The organism is Streptomyces sp. NPDC001156, from assembly GCF_053598275.1.
On sequence record NZ_JBSFJX010000014.1, the window covers coordinates 59,164 to 75,119 of the forward strand.

The window sequence follows — 15,956 nt, forward strand, 5'->3', positions numbered from 1 at the left end:
GGAGCCGGAAGGGCGCGCGCTCGTCTAGGGGATGCGCACGATCAGGTAGCGGAACACATTCGGCATCCACACCGTGCCGTCGGCCCGCAGGTGCGGGTGCAGCGCCTCGGCCAGCTCCTTGTCCACCTGTTCCCGGTCCGTGGCGGCGATCGCCGTGTCGAAGAGCCCCGTCGACAGCATCCCGCGTACCGCGCTGTCCAGGTCGGCGTACCCGAAGGGGCAGGCGACCCGCCCCGATCCGTCCGGCCGCAGCCCGCAGCGCTGCGCCGTCTCCTCCAGGTCGTCGCGCCGGGCCGGGTGCCGGTCGCCCGCGCCGGCCTCGGGATCGGCCAGTTTCCTTGCCAGGCCGAGCACCGGCGACGTGCTGCACCGCTCCGGCGGGCCCCAGCCGGTGAGCACCAGGGCCGCACCGTGCTCGGCGAGCGGCTTCGCGTCCGCGAGCCGGTCCGCGAGGACCGCACCGTCACCGTCACCGGCTCCGATCGGCTCGAATGCGGTCAGCAGGTTGTACGCCGGCGCTCCGGGGGCGGGCGCCGCGTCCCGCGGGGAGCCGTCGACGATCCGGGTGCCGGCACGCGCGCGCGTGCCCGGCGTCCCCGGGAGCAGCCGCTCCCGGGCGAGTGCCAGGCGTTCGCGGGCGCCGCTGTCGACACCGGTGACCGAGGCGCCCCGGGAGGCTGCCGTCAGCAGGGCGAGACCGGCACCGCACCCGAGCCCGAGCAGCCGTGTCCCGGAGTCCACTTCGAGCCGGTCGTACACGGCCTCGTAGAGCGGCACCAGCATCCGCTCCTGGATCTCCGCCCAGTCACGCGCGCGTGCACGCCGGTCCACGCGGGGAGTCGCTCCCGCGTGGGGGATGTGCTGTCGCACGAGTGTAGGTGTCATCGAAAGCGCCTCATTCCGCCGAGAGTTGTCGCTGCGTCCGTTTCCTTCAGCCCCCGTGATGCGCGCTTGTGCTCTCCCCCGAGTCCCCCCGTATGCCAGGTAACTCCGCGGCCGTCGTGGCGTCCAGGGGGTGCGGAGCACTCCTTGTGAGCCGTCCGTGCGCCCCCTTCCACCCCGGGTGACAAATTGATTCACGGCGCGCGGAGGTGTCCCCGTACCATCGCGCCATGGCAAAGGCACCCGTTCTCACACCCCGGGCGGACGACTTCCCGCGCTGGTACCAGGACCTGATCAACAAGGCCGAACTGGCCGACAACGGGCCGGTGCGCGGCACCATGGTCATCCGACCGTACGGGTATGGACTGTGGGAGCGGATGCAGGGCGAGATGGACGCCCGCATCAAGGAGACGGGCACCCAGAACGCGTACTTCCCGCTGCTGATCCCGCAGTCGTACCTCACCAGGGAGGCCGACCACGTCGAGGGGTTCGCGCCCGAACTCGCGGTGGTCACCCACGGCGGCGGCAAGGACCTCGAAGAGCCCGCCGTGGTCAGGCCCACCTCCGAGACCATCATCAACGACTACTTCGCCAAGTGGATCCAGAGCTACCGCGACCTGCCTCTGCTGATCAACCAGTGGGCCAACGTGGTGCGTTGGGAGCTTCGGCCCCGTCTGTTCCTGCGCACCTCGGAGTTCCTGTGGCAGGAGGGCCACACCGCGCACGCCACCTATGAGGAGGCCCGCGACTTCGCCGCCCACATCCAGCGGAACGTCTACGGGGACTTCCTGGAGAACGTCCTCGCGATCGACTTCGTGTCCGGCCGCAAGACGGTCAGGGAGCGCTTCGCCGGCGCGATCAACACCTTGACGCTGGAAAGCATGATGGGCGACGGCAAGGCCCTCCAGATGGTCACCAGCCATGAGCTGGGCCAGAACTTCGCCAAGGCGTTCCACACCCGCTACCTGTCGAAGGGCGGCACGCAGGAGTACGTCTGGCAGACCTCCTGGGGCTCCACCACCCGCATGATCGGCGCGCTGGTCATGACGCACGGCGACGACGACGGACTCCGTGTCCCGCCGCGGCTTGCGCAGATTCAGGCCGTTGTCCTCGCGATCAAGGACGACGACGCGGTTCTGGCCAAGGTCCGCGAGCTCGGCGACCGGCTCAAGGAGGCCGGGATCCGTGTCCAGGTGGACGACCGCACCGACACCCCCTTCGGCCGCCGCGCCGTCGACTGGGAGCTCAAGGGCGTGCCCGTTCGCATCGAGATCGGCCCCCGCGACCTGGAGAACGGCACGGCGATGCTGGCCCGTCGTATCCCCGGGGGCAAGGAGCCGGTGGCGCTCGAGTCGATCCCGGGGCTGCTTCCGGGGATCCTTGAGGAGGACCAGGCGCTGCTCCTGAAGCAGTCGCGGGAGCGCCGCCTGTCCCGTACGGCGGAGGTCTCGACGATCGACGAGGCCGTCGAGGCGGCGGTCGCCGGCGGCTGGGCCCGCATTCCGTGGTCCGTGCTCGGCGAGGACGGCGAGGCCAAGCTGGCTGAACACGCCGTGACCGTACGCTGTCTGGTCACCGAGGACGGGGCGGTTCCCGACGCGGACGACGCGTCGAGTAACGTCGCGGTCGTCGCGCGCGCTTATTGAGGTAAGAGGCCGAAGAGACCGAAACACCTCTTGTGCATCGGCAGACCCTGGCTGCCCCGGCGCGCGCGGTTCACCTACGCGTCGGTGCGTAGTGGTCGCTACGCACCGGCTTGGTATGAGCTGTGAGGCTTCTCCGCAGATCAGCGCACCCGCCCTCCTCCGGACGCATCAGTGCCAACTGACGGGTAAGTGCAAATTATTTGGGATGCCCCGGAATAGGAACACGGGAGCACTCAGGCTCGTTGTCATTACGTGAGCACGACACCACCTGTTCTCGCCGCAGAGCTGGCGCAGGCGTGGGCCGACATTCAGCGGTACCACCCCGAGCTGCCCGATCTTGCCGCGCCCGAGTCACTGATCGGAGAGTCCTCGTCCGCATGCGGGCACGAACTCTCTTTCGAGCGACTGCTCCATGAGGCAGTCCATGGCATCGCCGCTGCCCGCGGTGTACGCGACACCTCCCGTGCCGGCCGCTACCACAACCGCAGATTTCTCGCCATCGCCGAGGAGCTGGGCCTGGACCACCCCGAGGAACCGCACCCGAGCAGCGGTTTCTCCCTGGTCACGCTCAACCCCGAGGCAAAGCGCCGCTACCGGCCGACGATCGAGCGGCTCCAGCGCGCGCTGAAGGCCCACACGGCGGCCACAGCCGCGGACACCGCCCGCTCGTTCCGGGGCCCGGCCGCCCGCCACGGCTCCTCCGGCGGCGGCGTCCGCGTCAAGGCGGTCTGCGACTGCGGCCGCAACGTCCGCGTCGTCCCGTCGGTCCTGGCACAGGCCCCGATCGTGTGCGGCGGCTGCGGAAAGCCCTTCCGCATCCCTGAGCCGGTGGGGGCCGCGGCGAGCTGATCCGACGGCTGCTCGTGGCGGCCGTACCTCAGCTTCGTACGCGGTCGTGATCGGCTGCGGGCCCATGCGGCACGCCGCATGGGCGGGCGTGACAGCACCCAGTGAGCGCCGGGTGGCGCGGCGACGCGCGGGAGTCCCCGGCGCCGGGTGTGTCTTTGTCATGCCCAGGTGCCACGGCCGTGGCCCCCGGCAGTGTGTGGCACAATGGCTAGCTGTACTCGACAGCCGCACAGGACCCCTCTCTCCTCCGGCTGACGCGTCCATCGGGCACTCGGGTACCGCAACCCCACGCGGCAATCTCGCCGTGCCCAACCACGTCAAATCCAGGAGAACCCACTCCCGTGGCAGTCAAGATCAAGCTGAAGCGTCTGGGCAAGATCCGTTCGCCTCACTACCGCATCGTCGTCGCCGACTCCCGTACCCGCCGTGACGGCCGGGCGATCGAGGAGATCGGCAAGTACCACCCGACGTACAACCCGTCGGTGATCGAGGTCGACGCCGAGCGCGCGGCGTACTGGCTCGGTGTCGGCGCCCAGCCGACCGAGCCCGTGCTCGCCATCCTGAAGAAGACCGGCGACTGGCAGAAGTTCAAGGGCGAGCCCGCCCCGGCGCCGCTGCTGGTTGCCGAGCCCAAGGCCACGCGTCCGACGTTCGAGGCTCTCGCCGGTGACGACGAGGGCAAGGGTGAGGCGATCACCCAGAAGAAGAAGGCCGAGAAGAAGGACGAGGCCGCTGCCGAGTCCGCTTCTTCTGAGTCGACCGAGGCCTGAGCATGCTCGAGGAGGCTCTCGAGCACCTCGTGAAGGGCATCGTCGACAACCCTGACGATGTGCAGGTGGCCTCGCGCAACCTGCGCCGCGGACGTGTGCTCGAGGTCAGGGTCCATCCCGACGACCTCGGCAAGGTGATCGGTCGCAACGGCCGCACCGCACGCGCCCTGCGCACCGTCGTGGGTGCCATCGGCGGCCGCGGCGTCCGTGTCGACCTCGTCGACGTGGACCACGTCCGCTGACGCTTTCGCAACCGGCTCGGGCCGGGGAGGGCCAACTGGGCCGTCCCCGGCCCGCGGTCGTTACGACAGGAGATCTTCACAAGTGCAGCTGGTAGTCGCACGGGTCGGCCGCGCCCACGGCATCAAGGGCGAGGTCACCGTGGAAGTACGCACCGACGAGCCCGAGCTCAGGCTCGCACCCGGCGCCGTACTGGCCACCGATCCCGCGTCCGCGGGCCCGCTCACCATCGAAACCGGCCGGGTGCACAGCGGCCGGCTGCTCCTGCGCTTCGCGGGCGTCCAGGACCGGAACGCCGCCGAAGCCCTCCGCAACACCCTCCTGATCGCGGAGGTGGACCCGGACGAGCTCCCCGAGGGCGAGGACGAGTACTACGACCACCAGCTGATCGACCTCGACGTCGTGACGCGGGACGGCGTGGAGGTCGGACGGATCACCGAGATCTCGCACCTGCCCTCCCAGGACCTGTTCGTGGTGGAGTGCCCGGACGGGAGCGAGGTGCTGATCCCCTTCGTCGAGGAGATCGTCACCGAGATCGATCTCGAGGAGCAGCGCGCCGTCATCGACCCGCCGCCGGGCCTGATCGACGACCGCGCGGAGATCGCGTCCGCCAGGGAGCCCGAGGGCCAGACGGGGGAGCCGTCCGGAGAAGAGGCGTAATGCGGCTCGACGTCGTCACGATCTTCCCCGAGTACCTGGAACCGCTGAACGTCTCCCTGGTCGGCAAGGCACGCGCGCGCGGGCAGCTGAACCTCCAGGTGCACGATCTGCGCTCGTGGACGTACGACCGCCACAACACGGTCGACGACACGCCGTACGGCGGCGGCCCCGGCATGGTCATGAAGACCGAACCCTGGGGTGACGCCCTCGACGACATCCTGGCCGCCGGATACGAGACGGGTGCCTCGGCCCCCGCTCTGATCGTCCCCACACCCAGCGGCCGTCCCTTCACCCAGGAACTCGCCGTGGAGCTCTCCGAGCGCCCGTGGCTGGTCTTCACGCCCGCCCGCTACGAGGGCATCGACCGCCGTGTCATCGACGAGTACGCGACCCGGATACCGGTGTACGAGGTGTCCATCGGCGACTACGTCCTGGCCGGCGGCGAGGCTGCGGTCCTGGTCATCACCGAAGCGGTGGCCCGGCTCCTGCCGGGAGTCCTCGGCAACGCCGAGTCGCACCGGGACGACTCCTTCGCGCCCGGCGCGATGGCGAACCTCCTGGAGGGTCCCGTCTACACCAAGCCGCCCGCCTGGCGCGGCCGGGGCATCCCCGAGGTGCTGCTCAGCGGTCATCACGGCAGGATCGCCCGCTGGCGCCGGGACGAGGCACTGAAGCGCACGACGGCCAACCGGCCCGACCTGATCGAACGCTGCGATCCGGCGGCCTTCGACAAGAAAGACCGCGAGATGCTTTCCATCCTGGGCTGGGCACCCGATCCCGACGGCGCACCGCACGGCCGATTTTGGCGCAGGCCGCAGCACGTGGAAGAATAGGCGGCTGCTGTCCGCGTCCGGCATGCGCCCCTGCCACAGGGGGACACGACGTTCCGCCCCGACCCGGACGGCGATCCTTACCGAGAACCTACGTACCGCCGATGACCTGTGGCATCGGTGAAGAAAGCAGACGAAATGTCTCACCTGCTCGACTCCGTCGACTCCGCTTCGCTGCGCAGCGACGTCCCGGCCTTCCGTCCGGGTGACACGGTCAACGTCCACGTCCGCGTCATCGAGGGCAACCGCTCCCGTGTGCAGCAGTTCAAGGGCGTGGTGATCCGCCGGCAGGGCTCCGGCGTGCGCGAGACCTTCACGGTCCGCAAGGTCTCCTTCTCCGTCGGCGTCGAGCGCACCTTCCCGGTGCACACCCCGATCGTGGAGAAGATCGAGCTCGTCACCCGCGGTGACGTGCGCCGCGCCAAGCTGTACTACCTGCGCGACCTGCGCGGCAAGGCGGCGAAGATCAAGGAGAAGCGCGTGAACTGAGCGCTTCGGCGAGCGAACCGCAGGAGCGCCCCGGCGTCGGGCACGAACGCAGACAGGCCCGCAGGGCTGAGCCCGTTCGGCCTCCCGGCACCGGCTTCAGCGCCCCTGAGGTGAGTGAGCCACCACATGGGGGTCCACAGCGAGGCCGGATAGCATCTGGCCCCGATGGACACCCGAGCACAGCACACGGAGCGCGACCGCTCCTCCAGCCCCGCCGGTTCCGAGGCGAACTCGGACACAGCGGGCCGGGAGGGACGGTCGCGCTTCGCGTTGCCGTCGCAGGTGATCGACCGGGTGCCCGGCGGGCGGGTCACCCTGACCGTGCTGATCTGCCTGCTGTTCCTCCTCGCGCTCAGCGCGTTCGTGACCCAGCCGTTCGACATCCCCAGCAGTTCGATGGAGCGCGGATTGAGGGTTGGGGACCGCGTGCTCGTAAATAAGTTGGCGTACCGTTTCGGATCGAAGCCGCAGCGGGGTGACGTCGTCGTCTTCGACGGCACCGGGTATTTCGGGAGCGCCGACTACGTCAAGCGGGTAGTAGGTGTGGGGGGAGACCACGTGGTCTGCTGCGACAAGGAGGGGGGACTCGAGGTGAACGGCCGGTCGGTCGACGAGTCGTCGTTTCTGTACCCCGGCAACAGCCCGTCCGACGTCCCCTTCGACGTCGTGGTGCCGGACGGCACACTCTTCGTGCTGGGTGACCACCGCAGCGACTCCAGTGACTCCCGCGACCACCTGGGCTCGCCCGGCGGCGGAATGGTCCCCGTCGGCGCCGTGATAGGCAGGGCCGACTGGATCGTGTGGCCCTCCGCGCACTTCAGGCACATCACCCGTCCCGGCGCCTACGCGCGTGTACCGGCCGCGGCGGACGGTGCCCATGGGTAACCGCGGCAAGCCGCGCGGCGTGCCGGCCGACACCGGCTTGCAGAACCTCCTGCCCACCGGTTCACGGCGCGCCTCGGCAGGCACCCCCACCGGGCGCAGTCGGGCCGAGCGGCGCAGGCTCCAGCGCAAGGTCAAGCGCAAGAGGAGGCGCTCCGCCGTCAAGGAGATACCTCTCCTGGCCGGTGTCGCCGTCCTCATAGCCCTCGTTCTGAAGACCTTCCTCGTGCAGGCGTTCGTGATCCCGTCCGGATCCATGGAGAACACGATCCAGATCGGCGACCGCGTCCTCGTCGACAAACTGACTCCGTGGTTCGGCTCCAAGCCGCAACGCGGCGACGTGGTGGTCTTCCGTGACCCCGGCGACTGGCTCGCGGGCGAGCAGACGGCCAAGAAGAACGACCCGGTGGGCGTCAAGCAGTTCAAGGAGGGGCTCACCTGGATAGGTCTGCTGCCCTCCGACAACGACAAAGATCTGATCAAGCGGGTTGTCGCCGTCGGCGGGGACACGGTCAAGTGCTGTGACGCCCTGGGGCATGTCACCGTCAACGGCGTGCCGCTGAATGAGCCGTACATTCACCCGGGGAACAAACCTTCCGACTTCTCGTTCTCGGTGACCGTTCCCCCGGGCAGGCTGTGGGTCATGGGCGATCACCGCGCCAACTCGGCCGACTCGCGTTACCACCGCACCGAGGCGTTCAGCGGTACTGTTTCGGAGAAGTCCGTCGTCGGCCGCGCCATGGTCATCGCCTGGCCCATCGGGCACTGGACACGCCTGAAAGAGCCGGACACTTACGCGTCGGTGCCGGGCGGGTCGAACACCGCGCTCGGTCTGTCGCATAGGGTGGCCTCCGCGGATCGATACGGATTGATCCCCCTCCCGAGCCCTGCGGAACTCCCGCTCGTTATGGGAGTGGTGGGCCTGCGTCGACTGGGGCGCCGGCGGCGATACGGACTGAGGAGTGGATGTGGGGGATTTGGCGGTCGGCGCACGGTCCGGGCACGAGGGCCCCGAAGAGCGGCCGGAGCGACCCGACGAGACGGCCCCCCCGGCGGCGGAGAACCGCATCGGCTCCGGGAGTGAGTCCCATGACGGTGGCGGTACAGGGGAGAGCGACGGGCTGCCTCCTCAGCAGCCGAAGAAGCCGCGCTCCTTCTGGAAGGAGCTGCCGCTGCTCATCGGTATCGCGCTGGTGCTCGCGCTGCTGATCAAGACGTTCCTGGTGCAGGCGTTCTCCATCCCCTCCGACTCGATGCAGAACACGCTCCAGCAGGGCGACCGCGTCCTCGTGGACAAGCTGACCCCCTGGTTCGGCTCCCAGCCCTCCCGCGGCGAGGTCGTCGTCTTCCACGACCCGGACAACTGGCTGGCGGGCGAGCCCACCACCAACCCGAACGCCCTGCAGACGGCCCTGAGCTGGATCGGCCTGATGCCGTCGGCGGAGGAGAAGGACCTCATCAAGCGGGTCATCGGCGTCGCCGGCGACACCATCGAGTGCAAGGGCACCGGCCCGCTGCTGGTCAACGGCAAGGCGCTGAACGAGCCGTATGTGTACCCCGGCAACACCCCGTGCAGCGTCGACGACCAGGGCGGCCAGTTCAAGGTCATGGTTCCGCCGGGCAAAATCTGGGTCATGGGTGACCACCGGCAGAACTCGCTGGACTCCCGCTACCACCAGCAGGACCAGTACCAGGGCTTCGTGCCGGTCGGGAACGTCGTGGGCCGGGCCATCGTGGTCGCCTGGCCGCCCACCCGCTGGAACACGCTGCCGATCCCGGACACCTTCGACCAGGGCCTGAGCGTGGCGGCCCCGGGGGCGCTCGGGCTGACGGGCGCGGTGCCGCTGGTGCTCTGGCGCAGGCGCCGGATCACCGCGAGCCTTACCGCCGGAAACCCCAGGGTTTCTGGCAGCGGTACCGCCCGATAGGGTGCCGTCCCAGATCGCCGATCTTCCGTGGCCCGGAGCGGGCCACGGGATCGAATCTCCGACTTGGGGAGCACTGGGATGAGCGGGACTGGTCGTACGGAAGAAGGCCGCAGACGGCTCGGCAACACACTGTCGGGACTGGCCGTGGCCCTCGGCTGTGTGCTCTTCCTCGGCGGATTCGTCTGGGGTGCGATCGTCTACAAGCCCTACACGGTGCCGACCAACTCCATGACGCCCACCATCGCCGCCGGTGACCGGGTGCTCGCCCAGCGCGTCGACGGGGCCGACGTCAAGCGCGGCGACGTCGTCGTCTTCAAGCAGAAGAGCTGGGGCGACATGCCGTTGGTCAAGCGGGTCGTGGCGATCGGCGGCGACACGGTCGCCTGCTGCACCGACGGCAAGCTGACCGTCAACGGCAAGGAGATCCAGGAGCCGTACCTCCCCAAGGGCTCCGCCGCCGAGTACAAGACCATCCCGTCCATCACGGTCCCCAAGGACCGGCTGTTCCTCCTCGGTGACGAGCGCAGCGGGTCCCTGGACTCCACGGCGCACCTCACGGAGGCCTTCAACGGCACGGTGGCGCGCAGCGGCGTGGACACCCGTGTGGACGCCGTGGCGTGGCCGATGAACGGCATGCTGATGCGCCCGACCGGCTTCCAGGCACTGGGCCCGATCTCGTCGCCCGGACCGCTGCGGCTGATCGTCGGAGCGATCGTGGCGGGCGCGGTGCTGGTGATGGTGGGTGCCGCCTACGGCCCGATCGCGAAGCTCGCGAGCCGTGGGCGCAGCACCCCCCGGAGGGAGCTGGCCGGTGTCCGCTGAGCCGGCCGCGGGCGGGCTGCGCAAGGTGGCCCGAGTGGTGCTGCTCGATCCCCGGGACCACATTCTGCTGCTGCACGGGCACGAGCCGGACGACCCGGCCGACGACTGGTGGTTCACGCCCGGCGGCGGCCTGGAGGGCGACGAGACGCGCGAGCAGGCCGCCCTGCGTGAGCTGGCCGAGGAGACCGGCATCACGGATGTCGAGCTGGGCCCGGTGCTGTGGCAGCGGACGTGCTCGTTCCCATTCGCCGGCCGCCGCTGGGACCAGGACGAGTGGTACTACCTCGCCCGTACGACCCGGACGGCCCTGGTCACGGCCGCGACGGGCCTGACGGAGCTGGAAAAGCGCAGTGTGGCCGGTGCACGGTGGTGGTCGTGCGGGGAACTGGCCGAGGCGCATGAGACGGTGTATCCGAAGAGACTCGCCGAGCTGCTACGCACGCTGCTCGACGAGGGTCCCCCGGCCAGGCCCGAGATCCTCGACACAGAAATCGTCTAGAGGCGCACGGGACTGGCGCACAATGGTGGGATCGCACGGTTGAAGGGGAACATGCCATGAGCGCCGAGGACCTCGAGAAGTACGAGACCGAGATGGAGCTGAAGCTCTACCGGGAGTACCGCGACGTCGTCGGTCTGTTCAAATACGTGATCGAGACCGAGCGGCGCTTCTACCTCACCAATGACTACGAGATGCAGGTGCACTCCGTACAGGGCGAGGTGTTCTTCGAGGTGTCCATGGCGGACGCCTGGGTCTGGGACATGTACCGGCCTGCTCGCTTCGTAAAGCAGGTACGGGTCCTCACGTTCAAGGACGTGAACATCGAAGAGCTGAACAAGAGCGATCTGGAGCTCCCGGGCGGCTGAAGGCAGCGGCCGCCGTCGGCGTAAGGGGGGCCGTTTGTCGCCGTGAGGGTGGGGATCTTGTTCTCGGCCGTCACGGTGGCGGTGGAAGCTGCCCTCGCGAGGGTGACCGAGATGTCGAACCCGCGAGGGTGACGGAGTTTTCCACAACCTGTGACTTGTCCACCAAGATTCGCTTCGTGGCGGCGGATGCGTGACGGTTGGCGCCGGAGGTGGTGCCGACATGAATACGCATCAGTCACGCAGTGCACTCGGCAGGTACGGCGAGGAGCTCGCCGCCCGGCGGCTGACGGCGGCCGCGATGACGGTCCTGGAGCCCAACTGGCGCAGCGGCAGGAGCGGCGAGATCGACATCGTGGCCAGGGACGGCGACGTCCTGGTCGTGTGCGAGGTCAAGACGCGCAGGGGCGGCCGCTTCGAACACCCGATGGCCGCCGTCACACCGGTGAAGGCCCAGCGGCTGCGTGACCTCGCCGAGCGCTGGATCCAGACGCACGGAGGGGCACCGCCTGGCGGGGTGCGGATCGACGTGGTCCGCGTCGTCCTGCCCGAGCGCGGCGCCCCCGTGGTCGAGCACGTGCGAGGGGGTGACGTGATGGGCTTCGCACGTGCGTGCTCCGTGGCCCTGGTCGGCGTGGAGGGCGTGGTGGTCGAGGTCCAGGCCGACCTGGAACCCGGCGTGGCCGCGTTCACCCTGGTCGGTCTGCCCGACAAGAGCCTGACGGAGAGCCGGGACCGGGTGCGGGCCGCGGTGCAGAACTCCGGAGGCGAGTGGCCGCAGAAAAAGCTCACGGTCCGGCTCAGCCCGCCTCCATACCGAAGGCGGGCAGCGGTTTCGACCTCGCCGTCGCCTGCGCGGTGCTCGGCGCCGCGGAGCGGATCGACCCCCGGGTGCTCGCCGACATCGTGACGATCGGCGAGCTCGGCCTGGACGGGCGGGTCCGCCCGGTCCGGGGGATCCTGCCGGCGGTGCTGGCCGCCGCGGACGCGGGTTACGAGCAGGTGGTCGTACCGGAGTGCGCCGCTGCCGAGGCCTCTCTCGTGCCCGAGTGTCCGTGCTGGGTGTGCGTAGTCTGCGCCAGCTGATCGCCGTCCTCGCGGACGAGCCCGTGCCCGAGGAGGAGCCGGACGAGCTGGGCCGCCCCGATCCGCTCCTCGCCGGACTGCGCGCGCCGGGAGCCGAGGCGGTCACCAGGATCCACGGCGCGGGTGCCCCGCAACACGACCAGGGCCACGACCTCGCCGACGTGGTGGGCCAGATCTCGGCCCGTACGGCGGTGGAAGTGGCCGCGGCCGGAGGGCAGCACCTGTTCCTGGAAGGGCCGCCGGGCGTCGGGGCGTAGCGAGGTAGGCAGGGCGGGGTCAGACCACGTAGCTACCCGCTCCCAGGACGGTGCGGAGCCGGCCCTCCTCGCGGAGCGCCACGACAGCCTTCTGGGTTGTCGACTGGGTGACCTCGTACTCGGCGGCCAGGGCGACCGTGCCGGGGAAGCGTTCGCCGGCCTTCCACTCGCCAGCGTCCAGGCGTCTGCGGAGGTCAGCGGCAATCTGCGGCCACACGGGCACGGAGCGGTCAAGATCCATGGTGTTCAGCTTGCGCGCTGTCGTGTCACTGTGCTACCGCGGTTCTGGACTACCGCGGTACCGATTAAGCGCGTAAGGTCGTGGACGAAAGCGGCCCGGCGGAGCGGCGAACTCCCCGGGCCTGGCCGATCGCTAAAAAGGAGCGAACGACATGGAAGACCTTAACGTCTGCGGCGCCGAAGCACTGGTCCCCGCGGACCACAGCAGGGACACTCTCGGGGAATTGGCTGCCGATTGCTATCTGGCCCGAGGCACGCGGGCCCGCACAACAACGGGATGGCCACTTGGGCAGCGGAGGTCCGCGAGGACGCCCAGGACCGTCCCCAGGGCCCCGCCGGCCTGCGACGCCTGCCGTGGACTGACGGCGACAAGACGGCGTACGTGACGCCTGGCGACGGCATCGTTAACGCCATAGCGGACGCCATGGAGTCGGGCATCCTCGTCACAGCACGGGAAGACGTCGCCAGGGCCCGTTCCCTGGCTGCCGACATGGCTGCCTCTCGCGCTGAACTGCGCATGGCGATTCAGTACCTGGCTCGCGGCGTGGAGGACGTGGCCTTGGTCGCGGACCTGCGAGGCGAACGCCTGGGGATGGAGGCAGCGGAGGACGCTCCGGCCGATGAACCGCTGTACGAGGAGCGGGCCCGCATCGTCGGCCAGGCCCTCCAGGGCGGTCGCGATGAGCGCTGACATAGACGTAGAGCGCAGCTTCCAACTGGCAGAGATACGGGAGGCACAGCGTCGGTCCCAGGAGCTATGGGCCAGGCTCCACGGCGGGGACGACTCGCCGGTCCTGAGGGCCCGTATAGAGGGCCTCGAACGCCTTCTGCTGGCTCTCGGCGGAGTGCCTGACGTACTCGCCGGCCACAGCGGCTGACGCGCCACCGTAAACGACAGAAGCCCCGCCTGTCCCTTCGCCGGGACGGACGGGGATTCTATCGTGTCCGGCCGTGCGGACAGGAGGGCGGACAGCCTGGCCAGGCCGGCGGCCATGCTCGGAGTCTGACCGGACAGCGGGCAGAGACGCGGCCAGAGCGGCGGCCAGGAAGTTGGGCCAGGCGGTCATCGTGCCCCGCTGTCCAGGTGCGGTGAGCTGCGCTGGCCGAGAGTGAGGCCGCCAGCCTGGACGACGACGACGCCGAGAACTGAACACGAAAATCCCCGCGCGAAAGGACGCCCACCGTGAACCTGACCGAAGCCGTCGCCCGCGTTGTCGCCGACCAGCGCCGCTCGTACCCCGACCTGACCGTGGCCGAGGCGGTCGCCGACGTCCGCAACAACCTGGTGCTGACCCGCGAGGCGTGGGTGCCGGGAGCGACCGTGCTGAACGGCGACTTCGCCGACCCTACTTACGACGCGTTCCGGCTGGTGCTGGCCGCCAGCGACGACGAGCTGGCCGAAGCCGGGAACTGAACATGACGAGGCCCGCTCCCTTGGGGGCAGTGCCCGACCGGGCCTTTTTGCTGAAAGCAGGACTCCAGCAGTGATTACCAGCGAAACACCCGAGCCGCGCCGCAGCAAGCGTGGCCACCTCCGCGCCCCCGACGACTTCAGCGACCTTGCCGGCTCGGAAATCCGCGAGGACGGGTCAGACATGGAGGACCCGCGTTGAGGGCGGCAGTGCTCAACCCGGAGGAGACGCTCCGGGCGGCAGTGATGGAGCGGGTCTCGACTGCCGAGCAGCTCCAGGGCTACGGCCTGGAGGTCCAGGACGAGGCGTGCCGGGTGTACGTCAACGGCAAGGGCTGGCAGCTGCACGATGTCTATAAGGATGAGGGCGAGTCAGGGTCGTTGACCAGCCGACCGGGCCTTGATCGCCTGATGGCCGACGCGCGGGCCGGTCTGGTTGACGTGGTCGTCGTGCACAAGTGGGACCGGGTCGGCCGCACCGGTCGCGCCTTCTGGCGCTGGATCTGGGAACTCGAAGACCTGGGCGTCGAGATCGTCAGTGTGTCGCAGCAGATCGACACGACGACCACCCAGGGCAAGCTGATGCTTCAGCAGTACGCCGCCTTCGCAGAGTTCGAGTACAACCTGATCCGCGAGAGGACCCAGGCGGGGTTGCAGGCCAAGGCCGCACGGGGAGGGTGGCCAGGTGGCGAGCCGTCGTACGGGTACCGGATCGAGGGCAAAGGAAAGAAGGGGTCGTACCTCGTCCTGGACGAGCGCGAGGTCAGCATCCTGCGGCGCCTGTGGAAGATGGCCGTTGAAGAGGGCCTGAACACTCGGGAGATGGCTGCGCGTCTGAGCGCCGAGCAGCTGTTCACGCGGTCGGGCAAGCCCTGGTCCCACTCCGACGTGCGCGGCAAGCTCGTGTCCGACTCGACGCTCAAGGCCATCACGACCTTCCGCAACCCTGACCGTGCGCACGCCGGTCACGGCGCAGAGATAAAGAAGGACGGCACAGCCAAGCACGGTGCAACCGTGATCATCCGTCTTACTCCGATCTTTACGCCCGAGGAGGCCGCGAGCCTGGGGCGGGCGCTGGGTCGGCTCGGCCCTGGCAAGCCTAAGTCGAAGCCGCACGGCTACCCGCTGTCGAGGCGGCTGGTCAACGAGCACACCGGCTGCGGCCAGCATCACGTCGGGATGAAGCGGACCGGCCGTCAGGGTCGGTGGTACCGCTGTACCGGCAAGGCGCAGAAGTACCCGGGCGACCCGATGTGCTCGTGCGAGATGGTCGACGCCGAAGCGGTCGAGCGCGCGGTGTGGGCCGAGGTGGTACAGCTGCTGGAGGACCCACAGCGGCTGGAGGCGATGGCGGCTGAGTGGGTCGGGATGGCGCAGGGGGACGAGGCCAGCCACACCGACCGCATCGCCGACCTTGACCGACAGACCAGTGAGCGTGAGACCGCCCTGACCAGGCCTGTCACCGAGTACGCCAAGCTGAACCTTCCGGCGGTCGCCCTCGAAGCGGCCACCCGCGCGCTGACCGAGGAAGTCGACCAGCTGCGGACGATGCGTAACGAGGCCGCCGCGTGGCTGGAGGAGACCGAGGCCGCCGAGCAGCGCGCGAACGACCTCGCCGCCTGGGCCGCCGTTGCCCGTGAGCGGCTGGCCGACATGACCCCTACCGAGCAGGCTGAGGTGCTGGCGCTGCTGGACGTGAAGGTGACGATCACGGGGCCGGTCCCGAAGCCGAGGCTCGGGCTGGCCTGCTCGCTGGCGGAGTGGTTCAAGGAGAACGGTCGGCTGGTGCCGGACGAGCTGAGTGACGAGGCGTGGGCGCTGGCCGAGCCGATCGTGAAGGCGTGGGAGCCTCGGAACCACAAGTGCCGCCCTGGCCACGTGATGCTCGACGCACGGGCGTTCTGTGGGAGGAGCTGCCCGAGCGCTTCGGCCCCTGGAAGGGCATCCACAGCCGGTACAAGACGTGGCGCAACTGCGGGGTGTGGGACGAGATCATGGCCGCCCTGCCCGACGCTGGCCAGCAGGTCTGGACGCCACCTCTGGTCCTGTCACTCAGGGTTGAGGGCCGGGTTGACCCCCGCATGATGGCCCAGGAAGAAGTGG

The 15,956-nt window shown here is 69.3% G+C and carries 18 protein-coding genes and 4 pseudogenes; 20 read left to right on the plus strand and 2 right to left on the minus strand.

The annotated features are described in order from the left end of the window. Window positions 1-24 precede the first annotated feature (24 nt). Window positions 25-885, minus strand: a complete 861-nt coding sequence (locus ACWDA7_RS10335; RefSeq protein ID WP_450603705.1) for an SAM-dependent methyltransferase — start codon at window positions 883-885, stop codon at window positions 25-27. A 227-nt stretch (window positions 886-1,112) separates the two neighbouring features. Between ACWDA7_RS10335 and proS the strand changes: the two genes are divergently transcribed. The 15 genes and pseudogenes from proS to ACWDA7_RS10410 form a co-directional block, all read left to right on the plus strand. Further along, window positions 1,113-2,528 (plus strand): proline--tRNA ligase, encoded by a 1,416-nt coding sequence (proS, locus tag ACWDA7_RS10340; protein ID WP_450603706.1) that lies wholly within the window; start codon window positions 1,113-1,115, stop codon window positions 2,526-2,528. A 252-nt stretch (window positions 2,529-2,780) separates the two neighbouring features. Beyond that, entirely contained in the window at window positions 2,781-3,377 is a 597-nt protein-coding gene (locus tag ACWDA7_RS10345; protein ID WP_360998386.1) for a hypothetical protein, read from the plus strand. Window positions 3,378-3,718: 341 nt separating this feature from the next. After that, window positions 3,719-4,147, plus strand: a complete 429-nt coding sequence (rpsP, locus tag ACWDA7_RS10350) for a 30S ribosomal protein S16 (protein WP_359397178.1) — start codon at window positions 3,719-3,721, stop codon at window positions 4,145-4,147. A 2-nt stretch (window positions 4,148-4,149) separates the two neighbouring features. After that, on the plus strand, window positions 4,150-4,389 hold the full coding sequence (locus tag ACWDA7_RS10355) for an RNA-binding protein (RefSeq protein ID WP_003973401.1): 240 nt from the start codon (window positions 4,150-4,152) through the stop codon (window positions 4,387-4,389). An 82-nt stretch (window positions 4,390-4,471) separates the two neighbouring features. Beyond that, window positions 4,472-5,047, plus strand: coding sequence for a ribosome maturation factor RimM (gene rimM / locus ACWDA7_RS10360; RefSeq protein ID WP_450603707.1), 576 nt, complete (start codon window positions 4,472-4,474; stop codon window positions 5,045-5,047). Beyond that, complete coding sequence (trmD, locus tag ACWDA7_RS10365) at window positions 5,047-5,880, plus strand: tRNA (guanosine(37)-N1)-methyltransferase TrmD (protein WP_450603708.1); 834 nt, start codon at window positions 5,047-5,049, stop codon at window positions 5,878-5,880. Before rimM ends, trmD begins: the two co-directional genes overlap by 1 nt. 135 nt (window positions 5,881-6,015) lie before the next feature. Then, entirely contained in the window at window positions 6,016-6,366 is a 351-nt protein-coding gene (gene rplS / locus ACWDA7_RS10370; RefSeq protein WP_450603709.1) for a 50S ribosomal protein L19, read from the plus strand. Window positions 6,367-6,531: 165 nt separating this feature from the next. Next, complete coding sequence (gene lepB, locus ACWDA7_RS10375) at window positions 6,532-7,251, plus strand: signal peptidase I (protein ID WP_450603710.1); 720 nt, start codon at window positions 6,532-6,534, stop codon at window positions 7,249-7,251. Next, complete coding sequence (gene lepB, locus ACWDA7_RS10380) at window positions 7,244-8,332, plus strand: signal peptidase I (protein ID WP_450603711.1); 1,089 nt, start codon at window positions 7,244-7,246, stop codon at window positions 8,330-8,332. Before lepB (ACWDA7_RS10375) ends, lepB (ACWDA7_RS10380) begins: the two co-directional genes overlap by 8 nt. After that, a complete protein-coding gene (gene lepB / locus ACWDA7_RS10385) occupies window positions 8,217-9,176 on the plus strand; it encodes a signal peptidase I (protein WP_450603712.1) in 960 nt (319 codons plus the stop codon). Before lepB (ACWDA7_RS10380) ends, lepB (ACWDA7_RS10385) begins: the two co-directional genes overlap by 116 nt. A gap of 78 nt (window positions 9,177-9,254) precedes the next feature. Next, the gene (lepB, locus tag ACWDA7_RS10390; protein ID WP_450603713.1) at window positions 9,255-9,998 is read left to right on the plus strand and encodes a signal peptidase I; all 744 of its coding nucleotides are present in this window, start codon (window positions 9,255-9,257) and stop codon (window positions 9,996-9,998) included. Beyond that, window positions 9,988-10,497 carry an NUDIX hydrolase gene (locus ACWDA7_RS10395; RefSeq protein ID WP_450603715.1) on the plus strand — a complete coding sequence of 170 codons (510 nt, stop codon included), beginning with the start codon at window positions 9,988-9,990 and terminating at the stop codon, window positions 10,495-10,497. The genes lepB (ACWDA7_RS10390) and ACWDA7_RS10395 overlap by 11 nt, the downstream gene beginning before the upstream one ends. A 56-nt stretch (window positions 10,498-10,553) precedes the next feature. Beyond that, window positions 10,554-10,862 carry a DUF2469 domain-containing protein gene (locus tag ACWDA7_RS10400; RefSeq protein ID WP_003965949.1) on the plus strand — a complete coding sequence of 103 codons (309 nt, stop codon included), beginning with the start codon at window positions 10,554-10,556 and terminating at the stop codon, window positions 10,860-10,862. Window positions 10,863-11,052: 190 nt separating this feature from the next. Further along, window positions 11,053-11,445: pseudogene (locus ACWDA7_RS10405) on the plus strand (YraN family protein); the annotation flags it as partial. A gap of 9 nt (window positions 11,446-11,454) precedes the next feature. Beyond that, window positions 11,455-12,196 (plus strand): annotated as a pseudogene (locus tag ACWDA7_RS10410) (magnesium chelatase domain-containing protein); the annotation flags it as partial. A 25-nt stretch (window positions 12,197-12,221) separates the two neighbouring features. Here ACWDA7_RS10410 and ACWDA7_RS10415 read toward each other — a convergent pair. Further along, window positions 12,222-12,443 (minus strand): GntR family transcriptional regulator, encoded by a 222-nt coding sequence (locus ACWDA7_RS10415; protein ID WP_450603716.1) that lies wholly within the window; start codon window positions 12,441-12,443, stop codon window positions 12,222-12,224. A gap of 276 nt (window positions 12,444-12,719) precedes the next feature. Between ACWDA7_RS10415 and ACWDA7_RS10420 the strand changes: the two genes are divergently transcribed. The 5 genes and pseudogenes from ACWDA7_RS10420 to ACWDA7_RS10440 all read left to right on the plus strand — a co-directional run. Continuing rightward, window positions 12,720-13,133, plus strand: a complete 414-nt coding sequence (locus ACWDA7_RS10420) for a hypothetical protein (RefSeq protein WP_450603717.1) — start codon at window positions 12,720-12,722, stop codon at window positions 13,131-13,133. Next, complete coding sequence (locus tag ACWDA7_RS10425; protein ID WP_450603718.1) at window positions 13,123-13,320, plus strand: hypothetical protein; 198 nt, start codon at window positions 13,123-13,125, stop codon at window positions 13,318-13,320. Before ACWDA7_RS10420 ends, ACWDA7_RS10425 begins: the two co-directional genes overlap by 11 nt. A 305-nt stretch (window positions 13,321-13,625) precedes the next feature. Next, window positions 13,626-13,856 carry a hypothetical protein gene (locus tag ACWDA7_RS10430; protein WP_450603719.1) on the plus strand — a complete coding sequence of 77 codons (231 nt, stop codon included), beginning with the start codon at window positions 13,626-13,628 and terminating at the stop codon, window positions 13,854-13,856. Between the two features lie 243 nt (window positions 13,857-14,099). After that, a pseudogene (locus tag ACWDA7_RS10435) lies at window positions 14,100-14,474 on the plus strand (recombinase family protein); the annotation flags it as partial. A gap of 1,241 nt (window positions 14,475-15,715) precedes the next feature. Then, a pseudogene (locus ACWDA7_RS10440) lies at window positions 15,716-15,799 on the plus strand (hypothetical protein); the annotation flags it as partial. Window positions 15,800-15,956 lie beyond the last annotated feature (157 nt).